The sequence below is a fragment of the Herbaspirillum sp. Her3 genome (genome assembly GCF_057961275.1).
In genome coordinates this window covers 4960542-4984396 of the sequence record NZ_CM176328.1, presented here as the reverse complement: position 1 = coordinate 4984396, position 23855 = coordinate 4960542, and the positions used below count along the sequence as shown (strand labels likewise).

Here is a 23855-nt window from a genome sequence, read left to right as displayed (position 1 = left end):
TCCTCTTGCCTGCGGCCAGCTCATCCAAGGAGAAACCATGCGCGCATTGCTCTACCATTCCACCCACGATGTGCGGGTCGAGACCGTACCCGATCCCATCATCCAGGAGGCCGATGACATCATCCTCAAGGTCACGGCCACCGCCATCTGTGGCTCCGACCTGCACCTGTATCGCGGCAAGATTCCTGCCACCAAGGCTGGCGACATCCTCGGCCACGAATTCATGGGCGTGGTGGTCGAGACCGGGCCGGGCGTGAAGCGCCTCAAGAAAGGGGATCGTGTGGTGGTGCCCTTCGTCATCGCCTGCGGCCAGTGCTTCTTCTGTGACCAGCATCTGTACGCGGCCTGCGAAACCACCAACCCTGACCGTGGCGCCATCATGAATGGCAAGGGCATACGCTCGGGCGCGGCCATGTTCGGCTACAGCCACTTGTATGGCGGCATGCCGGGCGGGCAGGCGGAGTACGTGCGGGTGCCCAAGGCCGACGTCGGTCCCATCCGCATCGACTCACCGCTGGCCGATGAGCAGGTGCTGTTCCTGAGCGATATCCTTCCTACGGGCTATCAGGCCGTCAAGAATGCCGGGGTGCGCGAGGGCTCCAGCGTGGCCATCTATGGCGCCGGCCCGGTCGGGCAAATGGCAGCGGCGTGCGCGCGCATGCTGGGTGCGGAAAAGATCTTCATCGTCGATCATCACGATTACCGCTTGCGTTTCGCCGCTGAGCAGTACGCGGCCATCCCCATCAATTTCGATCAGGTGGATCCGGGCGAGACCATCATCGCCAATACCGCGGGACGCGGTGTGGATGCGGTGATCGATGCAGTGGGCTTCGAGGCCAAGGGGAGCGTGTTGGAAACCGCGATGACCAACCTCAAGCTCGAAGGCAGCAGCGGCCAGGCACTGCGCCATTGCATCGCCTCGGTGCGGCGCGGCGGCACGATCAGCGTGCCGGGCGTCTATGCCGGCTTCATCCATGGCTTCCTGTTCGGTGACATCTTCGAGAAGGGCCTGACCATCAAAACCGGCCAGACCCACGTGCAGCACTACATGCCCGAGCTGCTGGCCAATATCGAGGATGGCTGGCTGCGTCCGGAGGCCATCATTACCCACCGCCTGCCTCTGGAGCAGGCCGCCGAAGGCTATCGCATCTTCAATGAAAAACGCGAAGAGTGCCGCAAGGTAGTGCTGACGGCATGAAGCCTCCGAGGCCGTTGGTGGCGTGTGAAGCGACCGGTCATGCCGGTCGCTTTTTTATTTGCCGCTGCATTTTGCTCATTTTGATGAAGCCCCCCTTTTTCCCTCTTCAAGCCGTGTGACCCGTATCGTTCATGCGTCGGCTCGCGTTGGCCTCTACAACAGTCACAAAGTGATATAAACGCGACAATGCTGCAAGTTTCATTTGCTGGTAAGACCTTTGTGTGCGTAAATACTGCAGAAATTATGAAATATGTGACTTATATGTCGAGATGTTTTGTGATTATTTGCATATTTTTTATATCTACGTCACAGACGTCATACGGGGAAAAGTGAATGAAGGTGTTGTCAAACATGAAGCTCGGCGTGAAGCTGAGCTTGGGCTTCGCCAGTCTGCTGGTGATGATGCTGGTGCTGGTAGGGGTGGCCATGGTGGAGATCCATTCGCTGCGTGCGACGATCCAGCGCGCCAATGAAGTACAGAACGAGAGCCTGTCTCCTCTCTACGCGGCGCGCGAAGCGCTGGACCAGACCGGCATCGCTGCCCGCAATGCCTACGTCTTCCTCAGCGACGCCGACGCGCAAACCGAATTGAAGATCGTCGATGAACAAAAGGCGCTCTATCTCGCCGAACTGCAGAAGCTGGAGGCGCGGCTGGCAGGCAATCCCCATTTCCCTGCGGTGCGCACCGGCTTGCTGCAGATGGCCGACGAACTCAAGCGGCCGCGCCAATATCGGGAGAGCGGGGCGATGGAGGCCTATCGCAGTTTCCTGGTCAATGATTGCAGTCCCTTGCGGCGCAAGATCGTGGCCGACATCAACAAGCTCATCGCTGACATTGCCGGCCAGAGCACCGATGCCGGTGCGGTCGCGGAGCGCTCGGCCAGCGACGCCTCGCGTGCCATTGCGCTCTTGGCCGTGGTGGTGATCGTGATCGCGGTGGCAGTGGCGTTCATCATCACGCGCAGCCTGTTGCGCCAGCTCGGTGGCGAACCGGCCTATGCGATGGCCATCGCCCAGCGTATCGCACACGGCGACCTGGCCGTGGAGGTGGCCACGCGCGCAGATGACCAGAGCAGCCTGCTGCACGCGCTGCGCTTGATGCGCGACAGCCTGGCCGCCATCGTCGGCAAGGTGCGCCAGGGGACCGATGCGATCGAACGCGCGTCTTCCGAAATCGCCTCCGGCAACGTAGACCTGTCGGGACGCACCGAACGCCAGGCCAGCTCGCTGGAAGAAACCGCCAGCGCCATGGAAGAGATCACTTCGGCCGTGCGCCAGAGTGCGGCCAATGCCGCGCAAGCCAACGAGCTGGCGGTCTCGGCATCAGATATCGCCGTCAAAGGTGGCCACATGATGGACGAGGTGGTGGCGACGATGGAAGACATCCAGCAGTCCTCGCTGAAGATCGTGGACATCATCGGCGTGATCGATGGCATCGCTTTCCAGACCAACATCCTGGCGCTGAACGCGGCCGTCGAAGCGGCACGCGCCGGCGAGGGCGGGCGCGGCTTCGCCGTGGTGGCGTCCGAGGTGCGCACGCTGGCTCAGCGCAGTGCGGCGGCGGCCAAGGAGATCAAGGAATTGATCGGGGCGTCGGTGGCCAAGGTGTCCAGCGGCAGCGGCCAGGTCAGGGACGCGGGCCAGACCATGGAAGAGATCGTTGCCAGCGTGCGCAAGGTAACCGACGTGATTGCCGAGATCAGCCTGTCCAGCCGCGAGCAGAGCGATGGCATCGAGCAGGTCAACGATGCCATCGGCCACATGGATGAAGCCACCCAGCAGAATTCGGCACTGGTGGAACAAGCCGCTGCGGCTGCCGAGTCGCTGACTTCCCAGGCGGGCTCGCTGGCTCAGCTGGTGTCGACCTTCAAGCTGGCCTCCGCGCCGCAGATGGTGGGCTGACCCGTGCTGCTTGAAAAAACTGACTACGCAGGATCGGCAGTATTGTCTGACGACGAGAGCACGCGCCTGGCGACGCTGCAGAGCTATTGCGTGCTCGATACGCTGCCCGACAAATCCTGCGACCAGATCACCGAACTGGCGCGCTCATTCTTTGGCGTGGAGATCGCGCTGGTGTCACTGGTCGATGAAGAACGGCAATGGTTCAAATCGCGGGCCGGATTGCCGGTTCACGAAACACCGCGCGCCATGTCCTTCTGTGCCCACACCATTCTGAGCCGCAGCAGCATGGTGGTGCTCGATGCGCAGCGAGATCCGCGCTTTCACGACAACGCGCTGGTGACCGGTGCGCCGCATATCCGTTTCTATGCGGGAGCGCCGCTGATCTCGCCGCAAGGCCATGTGCTGGGGTCCTTGTGCCTCATTGATCCGCAGCCGCGTCTGCGTTTTGGCCCGACTGAGGTGGGCCGGCTGGAGCAGCTCGCCGCCATGGTCATGGAGCGTCTGGAGCAGCTGCGCAACCGGGGCTATACCGACCACGTGACGGGTTTGCCCAATCGCGCCAGGCTCATGGAAGTGCTGCGTGCGCGCGCGCATGTACAGGGCGCCGCCGGCCTGCCTTGTGCTGCGCTGGGGGTGGACATCTGTTCGCGTGAATATCTGTTCGATATGGTCAAGGCACTGGGCTGGGATTATGCCGAGGCTTTCCTGGTGCAGGTCAGCCGCGCCCTGTGCGAAGCGCTGGGCAGCGTGCCAGTATATCGGGTGACCACCACGACCTTCGTCTACCTCGACGAGGGCACGACATCGCAGCGCCAGGAGCACATTGCCAACGTCCGGCAGCAATTCGTGCAGGCGCTGGAAATCCACGGCATTCCGCATCAGCTCGACATCGCCATTGGCGTGCTGCCGGCCGTGGATGACATTGCCGGCAGCGACGTGGTGCGTTCACTCCTGACGGTCATTGACGTGAGCCGCGAGGAAGGCGTCTGCCCGCGCCAGTTTGAGGCGGTGCACGCGGAAAACCAGCGCCATGCTTTCTGGCTGCTGTCTGCCTTGCCGATGGCCTTCAATGCCTCCGATGAACTGAGCCTGCATTACCAGCCCAAGGTCAGGTTGCGCGACGGCGGCTGCGTCGGGGCGGAAGCCCTGATTCGCTGGCATCACCCGGTGCTGGGCCATATTTCGCCGGCGATCTTCATTGCGCTGGCGGAGAAGACGGCGCAGATCCGCCAGATCACGGGCTGGGTCGTGCGTCAGGCGGTAGCGCAGGTGGCGGCCTGGCGTGCCCGAGGGCGCGTGGTGCCGATTGCGATCAATACCTCGGCACGCGATTTCGAATCCGACGATATCCTGCGCCTGCTCTCGGCCCAGCTGAAACAGCATGCAGTGCCCCCTGGACTGATCGAAATCGAATTCACCGAAAGCGCCATGGCCAGTAACCCGGAGGTGGTGCATCAACGTGTGCAGGCCATCCGTGAGCTAGGGGTGAAGGTGGCCATCGATGACTTCGGTAGCGGCTTCAGCAATCTCTCCTACCTCAAAAACATTCCTGCGGACATCATGAAGATCGACCGCTCCTTCATTCTCAGCCTGGAAGAGGACCAGGCCGATCAGGTGATCGTGCCTTCCATCATCCATCTGGCTCACCAGCTGGGTTTCAGCGTGGTAGCCGAAGGTGTGGAAAGTGATCGTACCGCCAAGATCCTGCATCACCTGGGTTGCGATTACGCGCAAGGTTACGCGATTGCGCGGCCGATGCCGGCCGAGGAGCTGGAAGAGTGGCTGGGGATGGTGCAATGAACTGCGTTGTGCGCCCCGTGCTGAGCTCCGCAGCAAGCGCGGCGCTCAGGGTGTCATTGCCGTTTCGATTCCAGTATTTGCAGCGAAAGGATGTCGGTGGCCAGCGCGGCCAGCTCTTCCAGCGCCTGCCGTTCGTGGCCACGCAGGATGCGCGGCTCGGTATCGATGACGCACAGCGAGCCGAAGGCCCGGCCCTGGTACATCAGGCGGATGCCCGCGTAAAAGCGGATGAAGGGCGCCGCCGTGACCATCGGATTGTTGACGAAGCGCGCGTCCTTGGTGGCATCGGAGACGGTGAAAATCTCTTCCTGCATCACGGCGTAATTGCAGAAGGCCCACGAGCGCGGCGTGGAGGGAATGTTCAGGCCATGTGCCGCACGGAAGATCTGCAGCTCGGAGGTCAGGAAAGTGACCAGGGCAATGGGCACGTCCAGCAGCTCGCTGGCGAGCCATGTCAGGCGGTGAAAGCGGGCCTCCGAATGTGTGTCTTCCATTGTTTGTTCAACAAAGCGCGCACGTTCTGCCTCGGTCTGGCTGATCGGATAAGGAATGTCGACCAGTGGTCCAGCACGAGCGGCAGCGGATTCGGGTTGTTTCATTTCGCGGTGGCCGAGCAAGGTCATGACCGAACTCAGCCGGGTACGCCGGTGGCCGCCAGGGGTTTTCCAGGAGGCCAGCATGCCGCTCTCCATCCACATCTGGGCGGTAGTGATCGACACGCCCAGCAACCGGGCTGCCTCCCGCGAGGTCATCGCAGGGTCGCTGGGTGGTGTTTCGTTGTCATCAGATGGTGCTGCGCGACCCATTTGATTGATCCTTGTAAAAGTATAACTGAGGACAGACAAATTTTTATATTTTGCATATTTAATATTTTAAAGATGCGAAAATGCAGATAAATATAATATTTGTCATATATTGACCAGCTGGCGGGTGAGGCCATGGGCCAATATGGATAAACAGCTATCCGAACTGTAGTAAAGGGAGCTTACGTGTACCTTGTGCGGAACGTTTTCTCGTCGTGCGGGAGTCTGTTCCTGCGTATCGATGGAGATGACGTTCGTACCAACCGAACATTGTAGTGCCCATTGCAAAATGATGTCAGAGACGGGCCGTGGTTCTGGCCGGAAACTGACTTGCGTCAAGGCTTTCGGGATCACGCGGAAAACTCATGCCGATGAAAGTTGCCGGCGCAGCAAGACCCTGGGATGTCGTGGGCGAGCAAGACGAATACACATGAATTCTCACTACATGAAAATATGTGCCGGTGCGACAAGCTACATCGTCGAAAGCTGCCCGCTGGGCGCGGCTGACGAACATCGCTTGTACGCTTACCGGGTCTGGTGTGATGGTGTGCTGGTGAAGGATTGGACCGAAGGCAACATGGCCGACTTTTTTGCGGCACAGCCCCAGGCCGGCATGGAATAGAACGCAACTGCTCCGGCGCAGCCTCCGCGCCGGATTGCTGTCCCGCCTTCTCATCCCCCCGAGAAGGCGTTAGCCCTGCTCCGCGAGGAGCGGGGCTTTTTTTCGTGTGTTCGTAGCTTGCATTTCTCTTTGTATGAGCTGATCTCATCGATCAATGAGATCAAATCATTTTTATTCATGGATGAGCCGACATAGAATTCGCCCTGAACATTGACCGCATCAAGTCCGGGCAAGGGCTGCTTTCACCGTATGGAGGCAGGCGCGCAGGCTTGATTACCGCAAAGGGGCGCAGGAGCACCATGAACCAAGACTTGTCATTCGCCATCAAGCGCATCTGTTTCGACGAGGACTATCGTCCAGCCGACAACACGCGCATCACCACCAATTTCGCCAACCTGGCCAGGGGGGCGCAGCGCCGGGAAAACCTGCGCAATACCTTCCGCATGATCAATAACCGCTTCAATGCGCTGGCGCATTGGGACAATCCCAAGGCCGACCGTTATGCGGTGGAGCTGGAGATCATTTCGGTGGAGCTGGGCATCGAGGGTGAAGAGTGCGCTCCTGCCCTGCCGCTGATCGAAGTGTTGAAGACCAACATCGTCGATCACCTCAGCGGCGAGCACATCGAAGGCATCGTCGGCAACAACTTCTCTTCTTACGTGCGGGACTATGACTTCAGCGTCGTGCTGCTGGAGCACACCAAGGATCAGCCGGTCTTCAGCGTGCCCGAGAACTTCGGTGAGCTGCATGGCAAGCTGTTCAAGCGTTTCGTGGATTCGGATGCGTATCGTGCGCACTTCAGCAAGCCGCCGGTCATCTGCCTGAGCGTGGCCAGCAGCAAGACTTATCACCGCACGGAGAATTTTCACCCGGTGCTGGGTGTGGAGTATCTGCAGAACGAGTCGTCGCTGACGGACGCCTATTTCGAGAAGATGGGCCTGCAGGTGCGTTACTTCATGCCGCCCGACAGCGCCGCCCCGCTGGCCTTCTACTTCAGCGGCGATCTGCTGCGCGACTACACGAACCTGGAACTGATCAGCACCATCAGCACGATGGAGACTTTCCAGAAGATCTACCGACCCGAAATCTACAACGCCAATTCGACGGCGGGCAAGACCTATCAGCCCAGCCTGCAGCATCAGGACTATTCGGTGACGCGCATCGTCTATGACCGCGAGGAACGCAGTCGCCTGGCGGTCCAGCAGGGGCGCTATGCCGAGGAACATTTCATCAAGCCCTACCGCGCCGTTCTCGAACAATGGTCCGCCCGTTACGCGCATTGAACGCTCCACCAACAAGGTCTTCATCATGAAAAAACTATTGCCCACCTCCACCGCCGGCAGCCTGCCGAAACCCGCCTGGCTGGCCGAGCCCGAAAAACTGTGGTCGCCCTGGAAGCTGCAGGGAGATGAATTGCTGGAAGCCAAGCGCGATGCCTTGCGCCTGTCGCTGCAAGAGCAGCAGCACGCCGGGATTGATATCGTCAGTGACGGCGAGCAGACGCGCCAGCATTTCGTGACCACCTTCATCGAGCATCTCGACGGCGTGGATTTTGCCAGGCGCGAGACGGTGCGCATTCGCAATCGCTATGACGCCAGCGTGCCCACGGTGGTGGGTGCGGTGTCGCGCCAGAAGCCGGTGTTCGTGGAGGATGCGAAATTCCTGCGCAGCCAGACTGCGCAGCCGATCAAGTGGGCGCTGCCGGGACCCATGACGATGATCGACACGCTCTACGACAGCCACTACAAGAGCCGCGAGAAACTGGCCTGGGAGTTCGCCGTGATCCTCAACCAGGAAGCCCGTGAGCTGGAGGCGGCGGGTGTGGACATCATCCAGTTCGATGAACCGGCCTTCAATGTCTTCTTCGATGAAGTCAATGACTGGGGCGTGGCCACGCTGGAGCGCGCCATCGAGGGACTGAAGTGCGAGACCGCCGTGCACATCTGCTATGGCTACGGCATCAAGGCCAACACCGACTGGAAGAAGACGCTGGGCTCGGAGTGGCGGCAGTATGAGGAGACCTTCCCCAGGTTGCGGGCATCGAATATCGATATCGTCTCACTCGAATGCCACAACGCGCGCGTGCCCATGGAGTTGATCGAACTCATTCGCGGCAAGAAGGTGATGGTGGGGGCTATCGATGTGGCCAATCACACTGTGGAAACGCCCGAGGAAGTGGCGGCGACCTTGCGAAAGGCATTGCAGTTTGTGGATGCTGACAAGCTCTATCCTTCTACCAACTGCGGGATGGTGCCGTTGCCGCGGGAGGTTGCCCGGGGCAAGCTTGGTGCGTTGAGGGCGGGGGCGGAGATGGTGCGGGGGGAGCTGGGGGCTTGATTCTTTGCTCAAAAGGGCAGGCCCTTTGCGTACATACGGTATTGCTGCCCCGCGAAAAACAATCTCTGGGTGCAGAGATTGTTTTTCCGTAGTCGTTTCAACGCGCTTACCAGCTCGTCTCCCTCTCCGCCGTAGAAGAAATCTTGTGAATCGCCAGATCCGCCCCCTCGAACTCCTGTTCCGGATCCAGGCGAATCCCCACCACCTTCTTCAGCAAGCCATACACCACCCAGCCGCCCATCGCCGCGATGGCAATGCCCATCAGGCTGCCGATCAGCTGCGCCATGAAGGACACGCCACCCCGTCCCCCCAGCGCCTGCAGCCCGAAGATGCCCGCCGCCAGCCCGCCCCACAAACCGCACAGCCCGTGCAGCGGCCACACGCCCAGCACGTCGTCGATCTTCCACTTGTTCTGGGTGCGGGTGAACATCCACACGAAAATCGCACCGGCAATGCCGCCGGTGACCAGCGCGCCCAGCGGGTGCATCAGGTCCGAGCCGGCGCACACCGCCACCAGCCCCGCCAGCGGGCCGTTGTAGGCGAAGCCGGGGTCGTTGCGGCCCATCAGCAGTGCCACCAGCGTGCCACCGGCCATGGCCATGAGTGAATTCATCGCCACCAGGCCATTCATCTTGTCCAGCGTCTGCGCACTCATGACGTTGAAGCCGAACCAGCCCACCGTCAGGATCCATGCGCCCAGCGCCAGGAAGGGAATATTGGAAGGCGGATGCGCCGCCACCGCGCCTTCCTTGCTGTAGCGGCCACGGCGCGCACCCAGCAGCAGCACGGCCGGCAACGCGATCCAGCCGCCCACGGCGTGGACCACGATGGAACCGGCGAAGTCATGGAACTCGGCGCCAAAGCTCGCCGCCAGCCAGGCTTGCACACCCAGGTGCTGGTTCCACGCAATGCCCTCGAAGAAGGGATAGACCAGGCCCACCAGCACGGCAGTGGCCACCAGCTGCGGATTGAACTTGGAGCGCTCGGCAATGCCGCCCGAAATGATGGCCGGGATGGCCGCCGCGAAGGTCAGCAGGAAGAAGAACTTCACCAGCTCGAAACCGCTGCGCTCAGCCAGCGTCCCGGCACCCGCGAAGAAGCTCACCCCATAGGCCACGTAATAGCCGACGAAGAAATAGACGATGGTCGACACCGCAAAGTCCGCCAGGATCTTCACCAGGGCATTGACCTGGTTCTTCTTGCGCACCGTTCCCAATTCCAGGAAGGCGAAGCCGGCATGCATGGCCAGGATCATGATCGCCCCTAGCAGAATGAAGAGGGCGTCTGCGCCGTTTTTGTGATCGTCCACCAGAAAATCTCCCAAAAATTGTGCAATAAAAGAATCGAAAGCCCGGACTTAAGCAATTTTCGTTCCATTTTGGTGATTATTTCGTAGTGAGTTGATTTGAAAGGACTTTATCGGTGCGTCAGCTGAATGTTGGGATAGGTTCTGCACGAATGATGTGCGTTCGTGATGTGCGTCTGGCGGGATGGCTGCATTTTGGTGCAACGAGGGCAGGCTCGAATTTTTCCGGTAAATCCCCTCAATTTTTGCCTTCCGACTGCCCGGTCAGGCTTGGTCATCCTCCTTTCATGGAACGGTCATACTCGATTGCTAAATTGCAACTCCCCCTTCACTTCGCTTTACCTCACCCTCACAGGAGTTGCCATGCCCGATCAGAATCCGCCCGCCGATCACAGCCGTCGCCGCTTCCTGCGCGACACCGCCGTTACTGCCGTGGGCAGCGCCGCCGTGATCGCCAGCCCCGCTGTATTGTCCGCGACTGAGCCCGCCGCGCCGTCCATCATCACTTCCGAACGCCTGCGCCCGCAATTCCCGGGCGGCATCATGAGCGGCGACGTCACCCGCGACAGCGCCATGGTCTGGGCCCGTGCCGACCGCAATGCACGCATGCTGGTCGAATATTCCACCAGCGAGAATTTCTCCAACCCCATCCGCATCGCCGGCCCCACCGCGCTGGCGCGCGAGGACTACACCGCCCGCGTGGATCTGCGCGGCCTGCCGGCGGGGCAGCGCGTCTACTATCGCGTGCGCTTCCAGGATCTGGTGCATGAGTCGGCCCTGAGCGAGCCGCTGACCGGCAGCCTCATGGTGCCGGCCTCGGCGCATGGCCAGGTGCGTGACGTCACCTTTGCCTTCTCGGGTGATGAGGCGGGTCAGGGCTGGGGGATCAACGAGCAGTGGGGTGGTTATCGGGTGTATGAAAGCATGCGCCGCTTCCGTCCGGATTTCTTCATCCACTCGGGCGACCAGATCTATGCCGATGGGCCGATCCAGGCGGAAGTGAAGCTGGACGACGGAACCCTGTGGCGCAACGTGGTGACCGAAGCCAAGTCCAAGGTAGCCCAGACGCTGGAGGACTATCGCGGCAACTTCGCCTACAACATGCTGGACGCCAGCAAGCGCCGCTTCGCCGCCGAGGTGCCGTTCCTGGTGCAGTGGGATGACCACGAGGTGCGCAACAACTGGTATCCGGGCCAGCAGATCGGCGCGGCCGAGAAGCGCTATGACGAGCGCAACATCGACGTGCTGGCCGCACGTGCGCGCCAGGCCATGTTCGAGCACAACCCTTTCCGCATTGATAGCGCCGATCCTTTCCGCATCTATCGCGCCTTCCAGCACGGACCGCTGCTGGAAGTGTTCATGCTGGACGAACGCAGCTATCGCGGCCGCAATTCGCCCAATCGCCAGAAGGGCGGGCACGATGCCGATTTCCTCGGCCCGGAGCAGATGCGCTGGATCAAGCAGGCGCTGCTGCGTTCGCGCTCGACCTGGAAGCTGATCGCCAGCGATATGCCGCTGTCCATCGTGGTGCCGGACCTGAACCCGGATGTACCCAAGGGGACCTTTGAAGCCTGGGCCAACGCCGACAACGGTAAACCGTCCGGGCGCGAGCTGGAGGTGGCTGAACTGCTGCGCTTCATCAAGCAGCACGACATCAAGAACGTGGTCTGGGTCACTGCCGACGTGCATTACGCTTCGGCCACGCATTACTCGCCCGAACGGGCTCAGTTCACCGACTTCAAACCGTTCTGGGAATTCGTCGGCGGGCCGATCAATGCCGGCACCTTCGGGCCCGGCGAGATCGATCGCACCTTCGGTCCGGACGTGCGTTTCGTCAGCATCCCTGCCGACATGAAGCAGAACCGCTCACCGGCCGACTTGCTGCAGTTCTTTGGCATCGGCAAGATCGATGCGAAGACCCGAACCCTGACCGTCACCCTGCACAACACCGACGGCAAGGAAATCTACAAGGTCGAGCTGCCGCCCGAGCAGGCGTGACCGGGACAAGGGCGGCGCGGCATCAGAAGCCGTTATCGGTGCTGAAGCTGCCGCCGCCCATGCCGCCTGCGCCGCCACCCATTCCACCGCTACCCATACTGCCGCCCCCCATCCCGCCACGGCCGCCCATTGCGCCACCGGAACGGCCTCGTCCGCCATCACTGCGGGCCGGGCCATCGGCCACGCGCTGCATGCGGTCCAGGATGTAATCCTGGACCTGCTTGCGCTGGCCATCATCGAGTGCATCGGCCATCCCAAACCAGATCTCGCGCAACTGGCGTCCTTCCTCTTCGGCGGCACGGCCATCGTTGTCATAGTCGGCGGCCAGGTCGCGGAAATCGCCACCGGGCGCATGCAGGACCTGATCCGTATGTTCTTGCAGGCGCGCCCGCCGTTGCTGGCGCTGTGCCAGGATGGCGCGGGTCTTTTGCTCGGTCTGGCGCCACAGGATCTGCTGGTTGGGGTTGAGCTTGAGGTCGCTCTTGAGCTGCTCGGTCATGGGCAGGATGTCGCTGGCGATCAGATCGACCAGCGGTGTAGCCATGGCCGGTATGGCCGTGGCCAGCATCAGGGCCGAGGCGGCAGCGCACAGCAGCGACTTGGGAAAAGCGGGCAGAGCAAAGCCGGGCATGAAACAACTCCGCAAATTGAAAGCCCAGATTTAAGCAGGCGTACCCGCGCCTGTGGCAAAGCGAAGCATCCGGTAACACTTCATTGATCTCTGGCGGCAAGGTCCGATACCGCCCCCAGGTGAGCGGGATCAGTCGCTCCAGTGCACCTGGGCGAACGCCTCGGAGAGGAAATCCAGCATGGCCCTGACCTTGGCCGGCAGATGCGCGCGGCTGGGATAGACCACGTAGATGCCCAGGTCGGGCACGGTGAAGTCCGTAAGCAGGGGAACCAGCTGTCCGCTGCGCAGGTACTGGTCGATCATGAAGGTCGGCTGGCGCGTGATGCCCGCACCGCCCAGCGCGGCCTGCACGCAGCTGTCGCCATTGTTGACGTGCATGCGCGCATTGACCCGCACGCTCACCGGCCCCTCCGGCCCGCTGAACTGCCATTCGTCCCGGCCTTGGTTGTAGCTGTAGCTGATGATCTGGTGCTGTGCAAGATCGTGCGGATGCCGGGGCGTGCCATGTTGGTCAAGATAGGCGGGGGACGCGCAGATCGGCAAACTGGTGCTGGTGAGCTTGCGATGCACCAGCGTCGAATCCGACAATCTGGCGATGCGGATGGCCAGGTCGTAACCCTCATCGATGATGTCGACGATGCGGTCCGACAAGGTGATGTCCAGTTCCACCTCCGGATGGCGCTCCAGGAACATCGGCCATAGCGGCGCCAGGTGCAGGATGCCGAAGGTGACCGGGGCATTGATGCGCAACAGGCCCGCGGGTTTGGCACTGCCTGCCAGGAGCAGGTCGTCGGCTTCTTCCAGGGCGGCCACGATCTGCTTGCAGCGTTCGAGGTAGAGGGTGCCGGCTTCGGTGAGGGACAGCCGCCGCGTGGTCCGCTGCATCAGGCGCGAACCCAGCCGGGCTTCCAGTTCCAGTACGGTGCGCGAGACGGCGGCCTTGGAGATGCCCAGCGCATCGGCCGCCTTGACGAAGCTGCCGAGGTCGGCCACGGCGATGAAGCACTCGATTTCGCGCAGTTTGTTCAAATCGTCTGTCCCCGAGATGGCGCTGCCCTGGCGCCGCCGGGAAAGACGGCGGCTCAGGCAGCTGCCGGAAGTTGTGCCAGCAGGCGGGAGCCGGTGCCGAAGGCGAAGGCGTCCATGCGCAGGCTATGATACGTCGAACCGCTGTCCAGGTGTACCAGCTGGGTCCAGTCATCGGCCGCGCCCATGGCGAAGAATAGGCTCAGCAGGTGTTCATCGCTGGGATGGGTGCGCACGGCATGCGGGGCGGTGGTCCGGTAGCCGAACAGGCCCTGCAGGTCGCCCGCCTGCATGCGATCGAGGAACCAGCGCAGGAATTCCAGCGTATGCGGGGCATCGCCGCCGTCAGTCTCGCTGCGGCGCAGTTCGCGCAGGTTGTGCGTGAAGCTGCCGGAGCCGATCAGCAGGATGCCTTCCTTGGCCAGCGGCGCCAGCAGGCGGCCCACCTGATAGTGATAGGCAGGAGGCTGCTGCGATTGCAGCGACAGTTGGATCACCGGCACATCGGCCTGCGGATACAGGTAGCGCAGCGGCACCCAGGCGCCGTGATCCAGGCCCCAGCCGCCGTCGGTATTGGCCGGCAGGCCGCCATCGCGCAGGCGCTGCGCCACGTGCTCGGCCAGGGCGGGAGCGCCCGGGGCAGGATAGTCCAGTTCATAGAGTGCCGGCGGGAAACCACCGAAGTCATGGATCACGCGCGGCCGGCTCTGGTTGCCCACGCGCGGGGTGAAGGTTTCCCAGTGCGGCGACACCATCACGATGCCGCGCGGACGCGGCAATGCCGCACCGATGCCCGCCAGCAGCGGACCCGTGCGGCCGGGTTCGAGGGCCAGCATGGGTGAACCATGCGAGACGAACAGCGAGGGCAGGGGGAGGCTATCTGTGAGGGTGGACGCAGTGGACATGATGATTTCCTTGTGAATCCCTATAAAGGATATAAAACATTTATAACATTGGTGCTAATCGGGGTCTCAATGCGGGGGCCTCAATGCGTGACGCCGGGCATGAGCCCGGCGATGCATGAGGCCGATGTTGCCACCGATGCCGGATCAGCGCTGCGCTTCGCGCTTGAGGGCAAAGGCACCGTCGCCCAGCAGGAACACCGCGATCAGGCCGACGATCCAGAGTGCCAGGTATTCCCAGCCACCCTTGGGGTTGGTGAAGAAGAAACCGGCCTTGCCATGCACCAGCACGATTGCACCCAGCAGGTCCGCTGCCAGCGGCAGGGCCAGCCAGCGGCCATAGTAGCCCAGTACCAGGGCAATGCCGCCCACCACTTCCAGCGCCATGACCGGATAGGCGAACCAGCCGGGCACGCCCAGCGAGGCAAAGAAGCCGGCCGTGCCCGCCGGGGTGAAGACGAAGATTTTCAGGCCGGCGTGGACCAGAAAGAAAATGCCCATGGTGACGCGCAGCAGGAAGGCGGCGTAGTCGGCGCGGGTGTTGACGGTAACGGTGGTCATGATGATCCCGGAAAAGTGTGGAGTGGATGAAGGAGGGCCAGCGTTGCGCGATTTTTTTGCATGCGCAATCGGCACTGGCCACGTCCACACTGTAGGGAAGAATGCGAGCCGGATAAACCGGCTGCGGCGGGATGGATTGTCTTGCGGAAGTTGACAATCCATCCGCACATGGCAGGCTCAGTCTTCGCTGTCGCGCGGGACCGGCTTGGCTTCTTCGCGGCGGTTGTAGCCGGCCACCATGTCGAAGCGGAACAGGCGGCATTCCAGGGCGCCATTGAAGAACGGTGTCTTGCGCGCTTCCTTCAGGCGCATCAGCTTGGGCAGGCCGAGGTCAGCCGAGAACAGGAACACGCTCCAGCCGGCAAAGCGCTGCTTCAAGGTGCTGGAGAAGGCGCTGAAGAACTGTGCGAACAGTTCCTCGGTGGGCAGGGCACGGTCGCCGCGCACGCCGATACGCTCGCCGTAGGGCGGGTTGGAGAGGATGATGCCGACTAGCGGCTTGCCCTCGGCGTCCAGCGGCGGCTTGATTTCCTGTGCCTCGATCTGCTTCAACGGCACCTCGAAATGCACACCGGCACGCACCAGGTTCTTGCGGGTCAGTTCCACCATGTCGCCGGAGATGTCGCTGCCGAAGAGCGTGGGCGCGGTCGGAATCGGATTGGGTTTGAAATCGCCCTTGATACCGAACCAGGCGTCGGCATCGAAGTTGCTGAATTTCTCGAAGGCAAAGCGACGACGCGCGCCCGGCGGCACGCCGGCGATGATCTGCGCCGCCTCGGCCAGGATGGTGCCGGAACCGCACATGGGATCGAACAACGGCACGCCCGGCTTCCAGCCGGCGGTGCGCAACAGGCCTGCTGCCAGGTTCTCGCGCAGCGGCGCGTCCCCGGTTTCTTCGCGCCAGCCGCGCTTGAAGAGCGCCTCACCCGAGGTATCCAGGTAGACCGTGAAATTGTGGGCATCGACGAAACCGGCGATGCGCATGTCAGGCGTACGCGTGTTGACCGAGGGACGCAGCTTGAACTGGTCGAGGAAGCGGTCGCAGATGGCGTCCTTGATCTTGAGCGTGGTGAATTCCAGGCTGCGCAGGGGCGACTTCACGGCCGTCAGGTCCACGCGGATGGTGTGCGAGACCTTGAACCAGTCTTCCCAGGCTTGGGCCAGGGTGAGGTCGTAGATGTCGTTCTCGTTCTTGTAGGAACCATGGCCCATGCGCAGCAGCACGCGGCTGGCGATGCGCGAGTGCAGGTTCATCTGGTAGGCCGCCAGCAGCGTACCGGAGCAGTGCACGCCACCGGGCACCTGGTTGTGTACCTTGAGGTTGGCGGCGGGGCCGGCGTGCTGGGCGATCTCGTTGAGTTCCTCGGCCAGGGCCGCTTCCAGGCCGCGCGGGCAGGGGCAGAAATAAGAATGCTGGGTGTCGGGAGATTGCATGGGAGTACCTTTTGTCCGTTGGAAAACAGGGGTTCAGAAATGAAAACGCCGGACTGCACGGGAGCAGTCCGGCGTCATTGTACGCTGGCCGCTCAGCCTTTCGCGAAGGCGCGCTCGATGAAGTCCAGGCGATCCTGGCCCCAATAACCTTCGCCCTCGTAGAGGTACCACGGCGCGCCGAAGACGCTGGCGGCATTGGCTTCATCGGTGAAGCGGTCGAATTCGGCCTGCACGCTGGCGGTTTCGGCCGATTTCAGCAGGGCAGCGCCGTCGTGTTCCTGGGCATTGGCGATGGCCACCAGGGTGTCGGGGTCGGCGATGTTCCTTTGTTCTTCCCACACCGCGCGCATGATGGCGCCGGTCAGGCGCAACGCGGCGGCGGTGCCGTGGGCCAACTGGGTGGCGATGATCAGGCGCGAGGCATTGTCGCTGTTGACGGGGAAATAGGTCGGTTGCAGGATCATGGGCTTGCCCCGGAATTCGCTCCAGCGCGCCAGTTCCTTCAAGCGATAGGCCTGGCGCTGCGGTGCGCGCTTGGCCAGCGGCAGGCCGCCGGAGACCCCGAAGATCTTGGACAGATCGAAGGGCTTGGGCAGGATCTGCACCTGGTATTGTTCGGCGAGGGCGACGAAATGCTCGTGGCCCAGGTAGGCGAAGGGGGAATGCGGCGCGAAGAAGTACTCACAGACTTTGCTCATGACCAGCTCCGGAAGGATGAGGGTGTGGATGACGCGTACGAAGACTGCCGGGAAATTGCAGAACGATCAGAACGGCTTGACCACGACCAGGATCACGATGGCCAGCATCAGCAGCACCGGTACTTCGTTGAACCAGCGGTACCAGAGGTGGCTGCGCACGTTCTTGCCGTGTTCGAATTTCTTGAGCAGCGAGCCGCAGGCGTGCTGGTAGCCGATCACCAGCACTACCAGGAACAGCTTGGCATGCAGCCAGCCATTGCCCGGGCCTTTCCAGAAGGACCAGGTGATGGCCAGCAGCCAGATGCCCAGCGCCAGCGCGACCAGCGAGATCATGCCGGTGAAGCGGTACAGGCGGCGCGCCATGCCCAGCAGGCGTTCGCGCGCCACCAGGTCGGTCTCTTGCGCCAGGTTCACGAAGATGCGCGGCAGATAGAACAGGCCGGCGAACCAGGAGGCGATGAAGACGATGTGCAGGGCTTTGATCCAGAGCATGACGGTCCTTGTCGTTGGCGTAAGAAATTACCGGATTACTGGCGTACCTGGCCCTGGCCCAGCACCACGTATTTCAGCGAGGTCAGGCCCTCCAGCCCGACCGGGCCGCGCGCATGCAGCTTGTCGTTGGAGATGCCGATCTCGGCACCCAGACCATATTCGAAACCATCGGCAAAGCGCGTCGAGGCATTGACCATGACGGACGCCGAATCGACTTCGCGCAGGAAGCGCATGGCGCGGGTGTAGTCCTCGGTGATGATGCTGTCAGTATGCTGGGACGAGTGGCGGTTGATGTGCTCGATGGCCTCGTCCATGTCGGCCACCACTTTCACGGCCAGGATGGGAGCCAGGTATTCGGTGTCCCAGTCTTCTTCGGTGGCTGCCTTGAGCAGCGGATAGCCGGCCAGGATCTCGGCAGCTTCGGCATCGCAGCGCAGCTCCACTTCCTTGACGCGATACAGTTCGGAGAGCGGCGGCAGGATGGCAGCGGCAATGTTGCGCGAGACCAGCAGGGTTTCCATGGTGTTGCAGGTGCCGTAGCGATGGCACTTGGCGTTGAAGGCCACGTCCAACGCCTTGCGGGTGTCGGCACGGTCGTCGATGTAGACGTGGCAGATGCCATCCAGGTGCTTGATCATCGGTACCTTGGCTTCCTTCATCAGGCGCTCGATCAGGCCCTTGCCGCCGCGCGGGACGATCACGTCCACGTACTCCTGCATGGTGATGAGCGCACCCACGGCGGCGCGGTCGGTGGTCTCGACCACCTGCACCGCTTCTTCCGGCAGGCCGGCACCGGCCAGGCCTTCCTTGACCAGCCTGGCCAGAGCCTGGTTGCAATGGATGGCTTCGGAACCGCCACGCAGGATGGTAGCGTTACCACTCTTGATGCACAGGCCTGCAGCGTCCACCGTCACATTGGGACGGGCTTCGTAGATGATGCCGATCACGCCCAGCGGCACACGCATCTGGCCGACCTGGATGCCGGTCGGGCGGTACTTCATGTTGCTGATCTCGCCGATGGGATCGGGCAGGGAGGCAATCTGCTCCAGGCCTTCGGCCATGGTGGCGATGGCCTTGTCCGAGAGCGTCAGGCGGTCCAGCATGGCCTCGGCCAGGCCGTTGGCGCGGGCCGCTTCCAGGTCCAGCGCATTGGCCGCGCGCAGCAGGTCGGCGTCGCGGCGGATGGCGGAAGCGATCAGCAGCAGTGCCTGGTTCTTGGCGGCGGTATCGGCGCGCGCCATGGCACGCGAGGCGGCACGGGCCTGCTGGCCGATGCGGTTCATGTAGAGTTCGATGTTTTCCATTCGGGTTCCTCCGGGGCGCACGGGGCGCGTCGGGTTCGGTCTGTCTATGTAAGGCGGTTCAGCGTCCGCGCGCCAGCTTCAGGCCCAGTTGCAGCAGGGCGTCCCACGGGTCGCCGGCAAAGCTGCGGGCGCGCAGGCCCTTGACCATGCGGTCCACCAGGGCCGCTTCCTGCAGGGCCTGTTCCAGCGTGGCCAGACCGATGCGGCGCAGGGCCGGTTCCATCAGCCGTTCGCGCGGGCCCCAGATGCGGTATTCCTTCAACAGCGCGCCCACGGGTTTGCCCTGGGCCATGCCGGACTTCAGTTTGAGCAGGGTACGGATTTCTTCGGTGACGGCCCACAGCACCAGCGGCAGCGCTTCGCCCTCGCCCTTCAAGCCTTCCATCATGCGCGTGAGGCGCGCGATGTCGCCGGAGAGCATGGCTTCGTTGAGCTTGAAGACATCGTAACGCGCCACGTTCAGCACCGCGTCCTGCACCTGTTCAAAACTGAGCTGGCCGGCCGGGTAGAGCAGGGCCAGTTTCTGGATCTCCTGGTGCGCGGCCAGCAGGTTGCCTTCCACGCGATCGGCGATGAAGTCCAGGCAGGGCCGGTCGGCACTCTGCTGCTGGGCGGCCAGCCGGTTGCCGATCCAGCCCGGCAACTGGGCGCGCTCCACCAGCGGGATGTCGATGTAGACGGCCGCCTGCTGCAGGGCACCGACCCAGGCCGCCTTCTGCGTGGCCCAGTCCAGCTTGGGCAGGCTGATGATGGTGAGATTGTCGGGCGACAGATTGGCCGCGTAATCCTGCAGCGCCTGGCCACCATCCTTGCCGGGCTTGCCGGTGGGGATGCGCAGTTCGATCAGCTTCTTGTCGCCGAACAGCGATTGCGACTGGTTTGCCGCCAGCAGTTCGCCCCACTTGAAGCTGCGTTCGACCACCAGCACCTCGCGCTCGGTATAGCCGTTGGCACGGGCGCTGCGGCGGATCTTGTCGGCCGCCTCCAGCGCCAGCAGGTGCTCGTCACTGGCGATCACATAGAGCGGCGCCAGCGATTTGCCGAGATGGGCGTCCAGGGAGTCGTGGCGCAGTTGCATGGCGATCCTGGAGGCCGATCAGGAATCCGAACCGGCCGCAGCCTTCTCGTTCTGGATGGCCGTCCTGGAGGCCGACAGGCGGCGCAGGATCTGCTGCACCAGGTCGGACTGCATGTCGCGGTAGAGCAGCGCTTCTTCAGCCTGCTTGGCCAGTTCCTGGTTCTCGTCATAGGTAATGACGCGGCGCAGGGTGATGGCCGTGGGCGGGATCAGGATGACGCCCTTGGCATCGGTGACCGAGAAGGTGAAGCGCTGGAACAGCGCATATTCACGCACGCGGCCATTGGTGTTCAGGGTCAGTACCTGGCGGTCGCGCGCATCGGCCAGCACCTTCAGGTTGGCTTCGGCGTCCTTGACATCGGAGACCACCTTGGCGCCGCTGGCCTCGATGTTGCGCTTGAGCTCCACGCCCACCGCCGAGTTGGGGCCGAAGCCCAGGTAGATGGTCTTGAAGGGCAGGTCGGCCGCACCGCGCAGATGGAAGCCGCAGGCCGTGAGCAATACGGCTGCGGCCACCATCAGCAGCCATTGCGGGAAACGCTTGATTTGGACTTGAGCGTGCATGGATTTCCGTCGGTTGAGTTGGGCCGGATCAGGCAACGATGTTGACCAGCTTGCCCGGCACCACGATCACCTTCTTCGGTGCGCCGGTCAGGAATTTCTTGACGTCTTCATTGGCCAGGGCAGCAGCTTCGATGGCGGCCTTGTCGGCGTCCTTGGACACGGTGACTTCACCGCGCAGCTTGCCGTTGACCTGCACCACCAGCTTGATCTCGCTTTGCTCCAGCGCGGCGGCATCGACCTGCGGCCAGGCGGCATCGAGGATGTCGCCGTGCGTGCCGGCATAACCCAGTTCCTGCCACAGCACGTGGGTGATGTGCGGGGCCACCGGGTTCAACACGCGCAGGAAGATCGAGAAGCACTCGGCGATCACTGCATCACCGGCCGCACCGGCAGCCGGCTTGGCGGCTTCCAGCGTGTTGAGCATCTTCATGCAGGCCGAGACCACGGTGTTGTACTGGATACGCTTGAAGTCGTTGTCGGCCTGCTGCAGCACCTTGTGCACTTCGCGGCGCAGGGTCTTCAGGCCATCGTCGAGCTGGGCTGCATCGACCGCACCTGCAGCGGTAATGCGCGCGGCGTTGTTGTAGCCGAAAGCCCAGACACGGCGCAGGAACCGGTTGGCGCCTTCGACGCCGGCACCGGACCATTCCAGTGTCTGTTCCGGCGGCGAAGCGAACATGGTGAACAGGCGGGCGGTGTCGGCACCGTACTGGTCGATCTGGGCCTGCGGGTCGATGCCGTTGTTCTTGGACTTGGACATCTTCTCGGTGCCACCGATCATGACCGGCTGGCCGTCTTCCTTCAGCATGGCCGAGACCGGGCGGCCCTTGTCGTCGAAGGACAGGTCCACGTCGGCCGGGTTGTACCAGGTCTTCTTGCCGGCAGCGTCTTCGCGATAGTAGGTCTCGTTCAAGACCATGCCCTGCGTCAACAGGTTGGTGAAGGGCTCGTCGAACTTGACCAGGCCGAAGTCGCGCATGACCTTGGTCCAGAAGCGTGCGTACAGCAGGTGCAGCACGGCGTGTTCGATGCCGCCGATGTACTGGTCCATGGGCATCCAGTAATCGTTGCGGGAGTCCACCATCGCCTCGTTGCTGCCCGGCGAGGTATAGCGCATGTAGTACCAGGACGAGTCCACGAAGGTGTCCATGGTGTCGGTTTCACGGCGGGCCGGCTTGCCGCAGCAAGGGCAGTCGACCTTGAGGAATTGCTCATGCTTGTTCAGCGGATTGCCGCTGCCGTCGGGTACGCAGTCTTCCGGCAGCACCACCGGCAGGTCCTTCTCGGGCACGGGGACGTCGCCGCAATCCGGGCAGTGGATGATGGGGATAGGCGTGCCCCAGTAACGCTGGCGCGAGATGCCCCAGTCGCGCAGGCGGAAGGTCACCTTCTTCTCGCCCAGGCCTTGTGCGGCCAGATCGGCGGCCACTGCATCGACGGCGGCCTGATAGCCCAGGCCATCGTACTTGCCGGAGTGGATGGTCTTGCCGGCTTCCTTGTCGCCGTACCATTCTTCCCAGGCCTCGGTGGAGTAGGTCTTGCCGTCCACGCCGATGACCTGCTTGATCGGCAGGTCGTACTTGCGGGCGAAGGCGAAATCGCGCTCGTCATGCGCCGGCACGCCCATCACGGCGCCGTCGCCGTAGGTGATCAGGACGTAGTTGCCGATCCACACCTCGACCTGGTCGCCGGTCAGCGGATGGGTCACGTAGAGGCCGGTGGGCATGCCCTTCTTTTCCATCGTCGCCATGTCGGCTTCGATGACGCTGCCTTGCTTGCATTCGGCGACAAAGGCTTGCAGGGCCGGGTTGTTTTCTGCGGCGAGCGTGGCCAGCGGGTGTTCCGGGGCCACGGCGCAGAAGGTCACGCCCATGATGGTGTCGGCGCGGGTGGTAAAGACGAACAGCTTGCCGTCGTTGATCAGCTGGCCGTCCGCACCCTTGATCTGGTGCGGGAAGGCGAAGCGCACGCCGGTGGACTTGCCGATCCAGTTGGCCTGCATCAGGCGCACGCGTTCGGGCCAGCCGGGCAGCTTGGTCTCGACGTGTTCCAGCAGCTCGTCGGCGTAGTCGGTGATCTTGGCGTAGTACATCGGAATTTCGCGCTTTTCGATCACGGCGCCCGAGCGCCAGCCGCGGCCATCGATGACCTGCTCGTTGGCCAGCACGGTCTGGTCGATCGGATCCCAGTTCACGGTGCCGGTCTTCTTGTAGATGATGCCCTTCTCCAGCATCTTCAGGAACATCCACTGGTTCCACTTGTAGTACTCGGGACGGCAGGCGGTCATCTCGCGCGACCAGTCGATGGCCAGGCCCATGGACTGCATCTGCGACTTCATGTATTCGATGTTGGAATAGGTCCACTGCGCCGGCGGCACGCCATTGGCCATGGCGGCGTTTTCAGCGGGCATGCCGAAGGCGTCCCAGCCCATGGGCATCAGGACGTTGTAGCCGTTCATGCGCAGATAGCGGTACATCACGTCGTTGATGGTGTAGTTGCGCACGTGGCCCATGTGCAGCTTGCCGGAGGGATAGGGCAGCATCGAGCAGGCGTAGAACTTCTTCTTGTCGCGGCCTTCCTTGTCGCGGGCGTTTTCGACGGTCTTGTAGGCGTCGATGGCGTTCCAATGCTGCTGCGCGGACTGTTCGACTTCGGCTGGGCTGTATTTATCTTGCATGACGGGCTGATACGGATGGAATTCGGTTGGGAAGGGATTGCAATTCGAAACCCTGCATTATACCGGCTCGCCACCCCGGCGCGGCATTCCGGCCGACCTCGCCGGCCGCACCGCTCCCGCAGGACGAAAAAAAGCCCGCCTCCGTAAAGAGGCGGGCCAAGACCCCTGTGCCAGAGCAGGCGGCGACAGGGATAGCAGCTACACTGTTCCTGCCAACGAGGGGGGCGACGGGCTGGAATGGTGAGGCTGGCCAGCTTGGACGGCTGACATGGCGTATGAAACCATCGTCTGCGCGTTGGCGGAGGTTTCTCGAAAGTATTCTTGTTAAATATCGAAAAATTGTGAAAAAGCAATTTTTTATTGCGTTACAGGTGAATTTGGCGGAACCCTGGCGTGAAAGAGTGAGACGCCCCGGGCAGGCGGTTTTTGGCGTTTTGCTTCATATCCACAAAAGTGCATCGTCATGAGGGCGTAACAATCGGCCGGCATCATGAAATCGTTTTCATTTGCCCCGAAACCCCC

Annotated in this window: 20 protein-coding genes; 7 read left to right on the top strand and 13 right to left on the bottom strand. The window is 62.4% G+C overall.

Annotation, left to right across the window (positions count from 1 at the left end):
• Positions 1–37: 37 nt before the first annotated feature.
• The 3 genes from ACVC5H_RS22675 to ACVC5H_RS22665 all read left to right on the top strand — a co-directional run bounded on the left by ACVC5H_RS22675 (position 38) and on the right by ACVC5H_RS22665 (position 4900).
• On the top strand, positions 38–1198 hold the full coding sequence (locus ACVC5H_RS22675) for a zinc-dependent alcohol dehydrogenase (protein WP_489619972.1): 1161 nt from the start codon (positions 38–40) through the stop codon (positions 1196–1198).
• Between the two features lie 333 nt (positions 1199–1531).
• Positions 1532–3100 carry a methyl-accepting chemotaxis protein gene (locus ACVC5H_RS22670; RefSeq protein ID WP_489619971.1) on the top strand — a complete coding sequence of 523 codons (1569 nt, stop codon included), beginning with the start codon at positions 1532–1534 and terminating at the stop codon, positions 3098–3100.
• Between the two features lie 42 nt (positions 3101–3142).
• Complete coding sequence (locus ACVC5H_RS22665; RefSeq protein WP_489619970.1) at positions 3143–4900, top strand: sensor domain-containing phosphodiesterase; 1758 nt, start codon at positions 3143–3145, stop codon at positions 4898–4900.
• Positions 4901–4953: 53 nt separating this feature from the next.
• Here the strand turns inward: ACVC5H_RS22665 and ACVC5H_RS22660 are convergent, their stop codons facing one another.
• Positions 4954–5706, bottom strand: a complete 753-nt coding sequence (locus tag ACVC5H_RS22660) for a GAF domain-containing protein (RefSeq protein ID WP_489619969.1) — start codon at positions 5704–5706, stop codon at positions 4954–4956.
• Positions 5707–6133: 427 nt separating this feature from the next.
• Between ACVC5H_RS22660 and ACVC5H_RS22655 the strand changes: the two genes are divergently transcribed.
• The 3 genes from ACVC5H_RS22655 (at position 6134) to ACVC5H_RS22645 (ending at position 8662) form a co-directional block, all read left to right on the top strand.
• Positions 6134–6325 carry a hypothetical protein gene (locus tag ACVC5H_RS22655; RefSeq protein ID WP_489619968.1) on the top strand — a complete coding sequence of 64 codons (192 nt, stop codon included), beginning with the start codon at positions 6134–6136 and terminating at the stop codon, positions 6323–6325.
• 299 nt (positions 6326–6624) lie between these two features.
• The gene (locus ACVC5H_RS22650; protein ID WP_489619967.1) at positions 6625–7608 is read left to right on the top strand and encodes a DUF1852 domain-containing protein; all 984 of its coding nucleotides are present in this window, start codon (positions 6625–6627) and stop codon (positions 7606–7608) included.
• Between the two features lie 25 nt (positions 7609–7633).
• Entirely contained in the window at positions 7634–8662 is a 1029-nt protein-coding gene (locus tag ACVC5H_RS22645) for a methionine synthase (RefSeq protein ID WP_489619966.1), read from the top strand.
• 106 nt (positions 8663–8768) lie between these two features.
• Here the strand turns inward: ACVC5H_RS22645 and ACVC5H_RS22640 are convergent, their stop codons facing one another.
• Positions 8769–9971, bottom strand: coding sequence for an ammonium transporter (locus ACVC5H_RS22640; protein WP_489619965.1), 1203 nt, complete (start codon positions 9969–9971; stop codon positions 8769–8771).
• 360 nt (positions 9972–10331) lie between these two features.
• Between ACVC5H_RS22640 and ACVC5H_RS22635 the strand changes: the two genes are divergently transcribed.
• Positions 10332–11966 carry an alkaline phosphatase D family protein gene (locus tag ACVC5H_RS22635; protein ID WP_489619964.1) on the top strand — a complete coding sequence of 545 codons (1635 nt, stop codon included), beginning with the start codon at positions 10332–10334 and terminating at the stop codon, positions 11964–11966.
• Between the two features lie 22 nt (positions 11967–11988).
• Here ACVC5H_RS22635 and ACVC5H_RS22630 read toward each other — a convergent pair whose 3' ends face one another.
• The 11 genes from ACVC5H_RS22630 to leuS all read right to left on the bottom strand — a co-directional run bounded on the left by ACVC5H_RS22630 (position 11989) and on the right by leuS (position 23333).
• Positions 11989–12597, bottom strand: a complete 609-nt coding sequence (locus ACVC5H_RS22630; protein ID WP_489619963.1) for a hypothetical protein — start codon at positions 12595–12597, stop codon at positions 11989–11991.
• 129 nt (positions 12598–12726) lie between these two features.
• Positions 12727–13626 (bottom strand): LysR family transcriptional regulator, encoded by a 900-nt coding sequence (locus ACVC5H_RS22625; RefSeq protein WP_489619962.1) that lies wholly within the window; start codon positions 13624–13626, stop codon positions 12727–12729.
• A gap of 53 nt (positions 13627–13679) precedes the next feature.
• The gene (locus ACVC5H_RS22620; RefSeq protein WP_489619961.1) at positions 13680–14528 is read right to left on the bottom strand and encodes a dioxygenase family protein; all 849 of its coding nucleotides are present in this window, start codon (positions 14526–14528) and stop codon (positions 13680–13682) included.
• A gap of 144 nt (positions 14529–14672) precedes the next feature.
• Positions 14673–15086, bottom strand: a complete 414-nt coding sequence (locus tag ACVC5H_RS22615) for a DoxX family protein (RefSeq protein WP_489619960.1) — start codon at positions 15084–15086, stop codon at positions 14673–14675.
• 177 nt (positions 15087–15263) lie between these two features.
• The gene (locus ACVC5H_RS22610; protein WP_489619959.1) at positions 15264–16520 is read right to left on the bottom strand and encodes a THUMP domain-containing class I SAM-dependent RNA methyltransferase; all 1257 of its coding nucleotides are present in this window, start codon (positions 16518–16520) and stop codon (positions 15264–15266) included.
• 92 nt (positions 16521–16612) lie between these two features.
• Entirely contained in the window at positions 16613–17218 is a 606-nt protein-coding gene (locus tag ACVC5H_RS22605) for a 2-hydroxychromene-2-carboxylate isomerase (RefSeq protein ID WP_489619958.1), read from the bottom strand.
• 66 nt (positions 17219–17284) lie between these two features.
• Positions 17285–17710, bottom strand: a complete 426-nt coding sequence (locus ACVC5H_RS22600; RefSeq protein WP_489619957.1) for a CopD family protein — start codon at positions 17708–17710, stop codon at positions 17285–17287.
• Between the two features lie 35 nt (positions 17711–17745).
• Positions 17746–19014: a glutamate-5-semialdehyde dehydrogenase gene (locus ACVC5H_RS22595; RefSeq protein WP_489619956.1), complete on the bottom strand. Its 1269-nt coding sequence runs from the start codon at positions 19012–19014 to the stop codon at positions 17746–17748.
• A gap of 58 nt (positions 19015–19072) precedes the next feature.
• On the bottom strand, positions 19073–20092 hold the full coding sequence (gene holA, locus ACVC5H_RS22590; RefSeq protein WP_489619955.1) for a DNA polymerase III subunit delta: 1020 nt from the start codon (positions 20090–20092) through the stop codon (positions 19073–19075).
• An 18-nt stretch (positions 20093–20110) separates the two neighbouring features.
• Positions 20111–20656, bottom strand: coding sequence for an LPS-assembly lipoprotein LptE (locus tag ACVC5H_RS22585; RefSeq protein WP_489619954.1), 546 nt, complete (start codon positions 20654–20656; stop codon positions 20111–20113).
• A 28-nt stretch (positions 20657–20684) separates the two neighbouring features.
• Positions 20685–23333 carry a leucine--tRNA ligase gene (gene leuS, locus ACVC5H_RS22580; protein WP_489619953.1) on the bottom strand — a complete coding sequence of 883 codons (2649 nt, stop codon included), beginning with the start codon at positions 23331–23333 and terminating at the stop codon, positions 20685–20687.
• Positions 23334–23855: the final 522 nt, after the last annotated feature.

Excerpts from the sequence above, each read along its gene's own strand:
- ACVC5H_RS22675 (WP_489619972.1), top strand. The coding sequence starts at position 38 with ATGCGCGCATTGCTCTACCATTCCACCCACGATGTGCGGGTCGAGACC.
- ACVC5H_RS22670 (WP_489619971.1), top strand. The coding sequence starts at position 1,532 with ATGAAGGTGTTGTCAAACATGAAGCTCGGCGTGAAGCTGAGCTTGGGC.
- ACVC5H_RS22660 (WP_489619969.1), bottom strand. The coding sequence starts at position 5,706 with ATGGGTCGCGCAGCACCATCTGATGACAACGAAACACCACCCAGCGAC.
- ACVC5H_RS22655 (WP_489619968.1), top strand. The coding sequence starts at position 6,134 with ATGAATTCTCACTACATGAAAATATGTGCCGGTGCGACAAGCTACATC.
- ACVC5H_RS22650 (WP_489619967.1), top strand. The coding sequence starts at position 6,625 with ATGAACCAAGACTTGTCATTCGCCATCAAGCGCATCTGTTTCGACGAG.
- ACVC5H_RS22645 (WP_489619966.1), top strand. The coding sequence starts at position 7,634 with ATGAAAAAACTATTGCCCACCTCCACCGCCGGCAGCCTGCCGAAACCC.
- ACVC5H_RS22635 (WP_489619964.1), top strand. The coding sequence starts at position 10,332 with ATGCCCGATCAGAATCCGCCCGCCGATCACAGCCGTCGCCGCTTCCTG.
- ACVC5H_RS22630 (WP_489619963.1), bottom strand. The coding sequence starts at position 12,597 with ATGCCCGGCTTTGCTCTGCCCGCTTTTCCCAAGTCGCTGCTGTGCGCT.
- ACVC5H_RS22620 (WP_489619961.1), bottom strand. The coding sequence starts at position 14,528 with ATGTCCACTGCGTCCACCCTCACAGATAGCCTCCCCCTGCCCTCGCTG.
- ACVC5H_RS22615 (WP_489619960.1), bottom strand. The coding sequence starts at position 15,086 with ATGACCACCGTTACCGTCAACACCCGCGCCGACTACGCCGCCTTCCTG.
- ACVC5H_RS22610 (WP_489619959.1), bottom strand. The coding sequence starts at position 16,520 with ATGCAATCTCCCGACACCCAGCATTCTTATTTCTGCCCCTGCCCGCGC.
- ACVC5H_RS22605 (WP_489619958.1), bottom strand. The coding sequence starts at position 17,218 with ATGAGCAAAGTCTGTGAGTACTTCTTCGCGCCGCATTCCCCCTTCGCC.
- ACVC5H_RS22600 (WP_489619957.1), bottom strand. The coding sequence starts at position 17,710 with ATGCTCTGGATCAAAGCCCTGCACATCGTCTTCATCGCCTCCTGGTTC.
- ACVC5H_RS22595 (WP_489619956.1), bottom strand. The coding sequence starts at position 19,014 with ATGGAAAACATCGAACTCTACATGAACCGCATCGGCCAGCAGGCCCGT.
- holA (WP_489619955.1), bottom strand. The coding sequence starts at position 20,092 with ATGCAACTGCGCCACGACTCCCTGGACGCCCATCTCGGCAAATCGCTG.
- ACVC5H_RS22585 (WP_489619954.1), bottom strand. The coding sequence starts at position 20,656 with ATGCACGCTCAAGTCCAAATCAAGCGTTTCCCGCAATGGCTGCTGATG.
- leuS (WP_489619953.1), bottom strand. The coding sequence starts at position 23,333 with ATGCAAGATAAATACAGCCCAGCCGAAGTCGAACAGTCCGCGCAGCAG.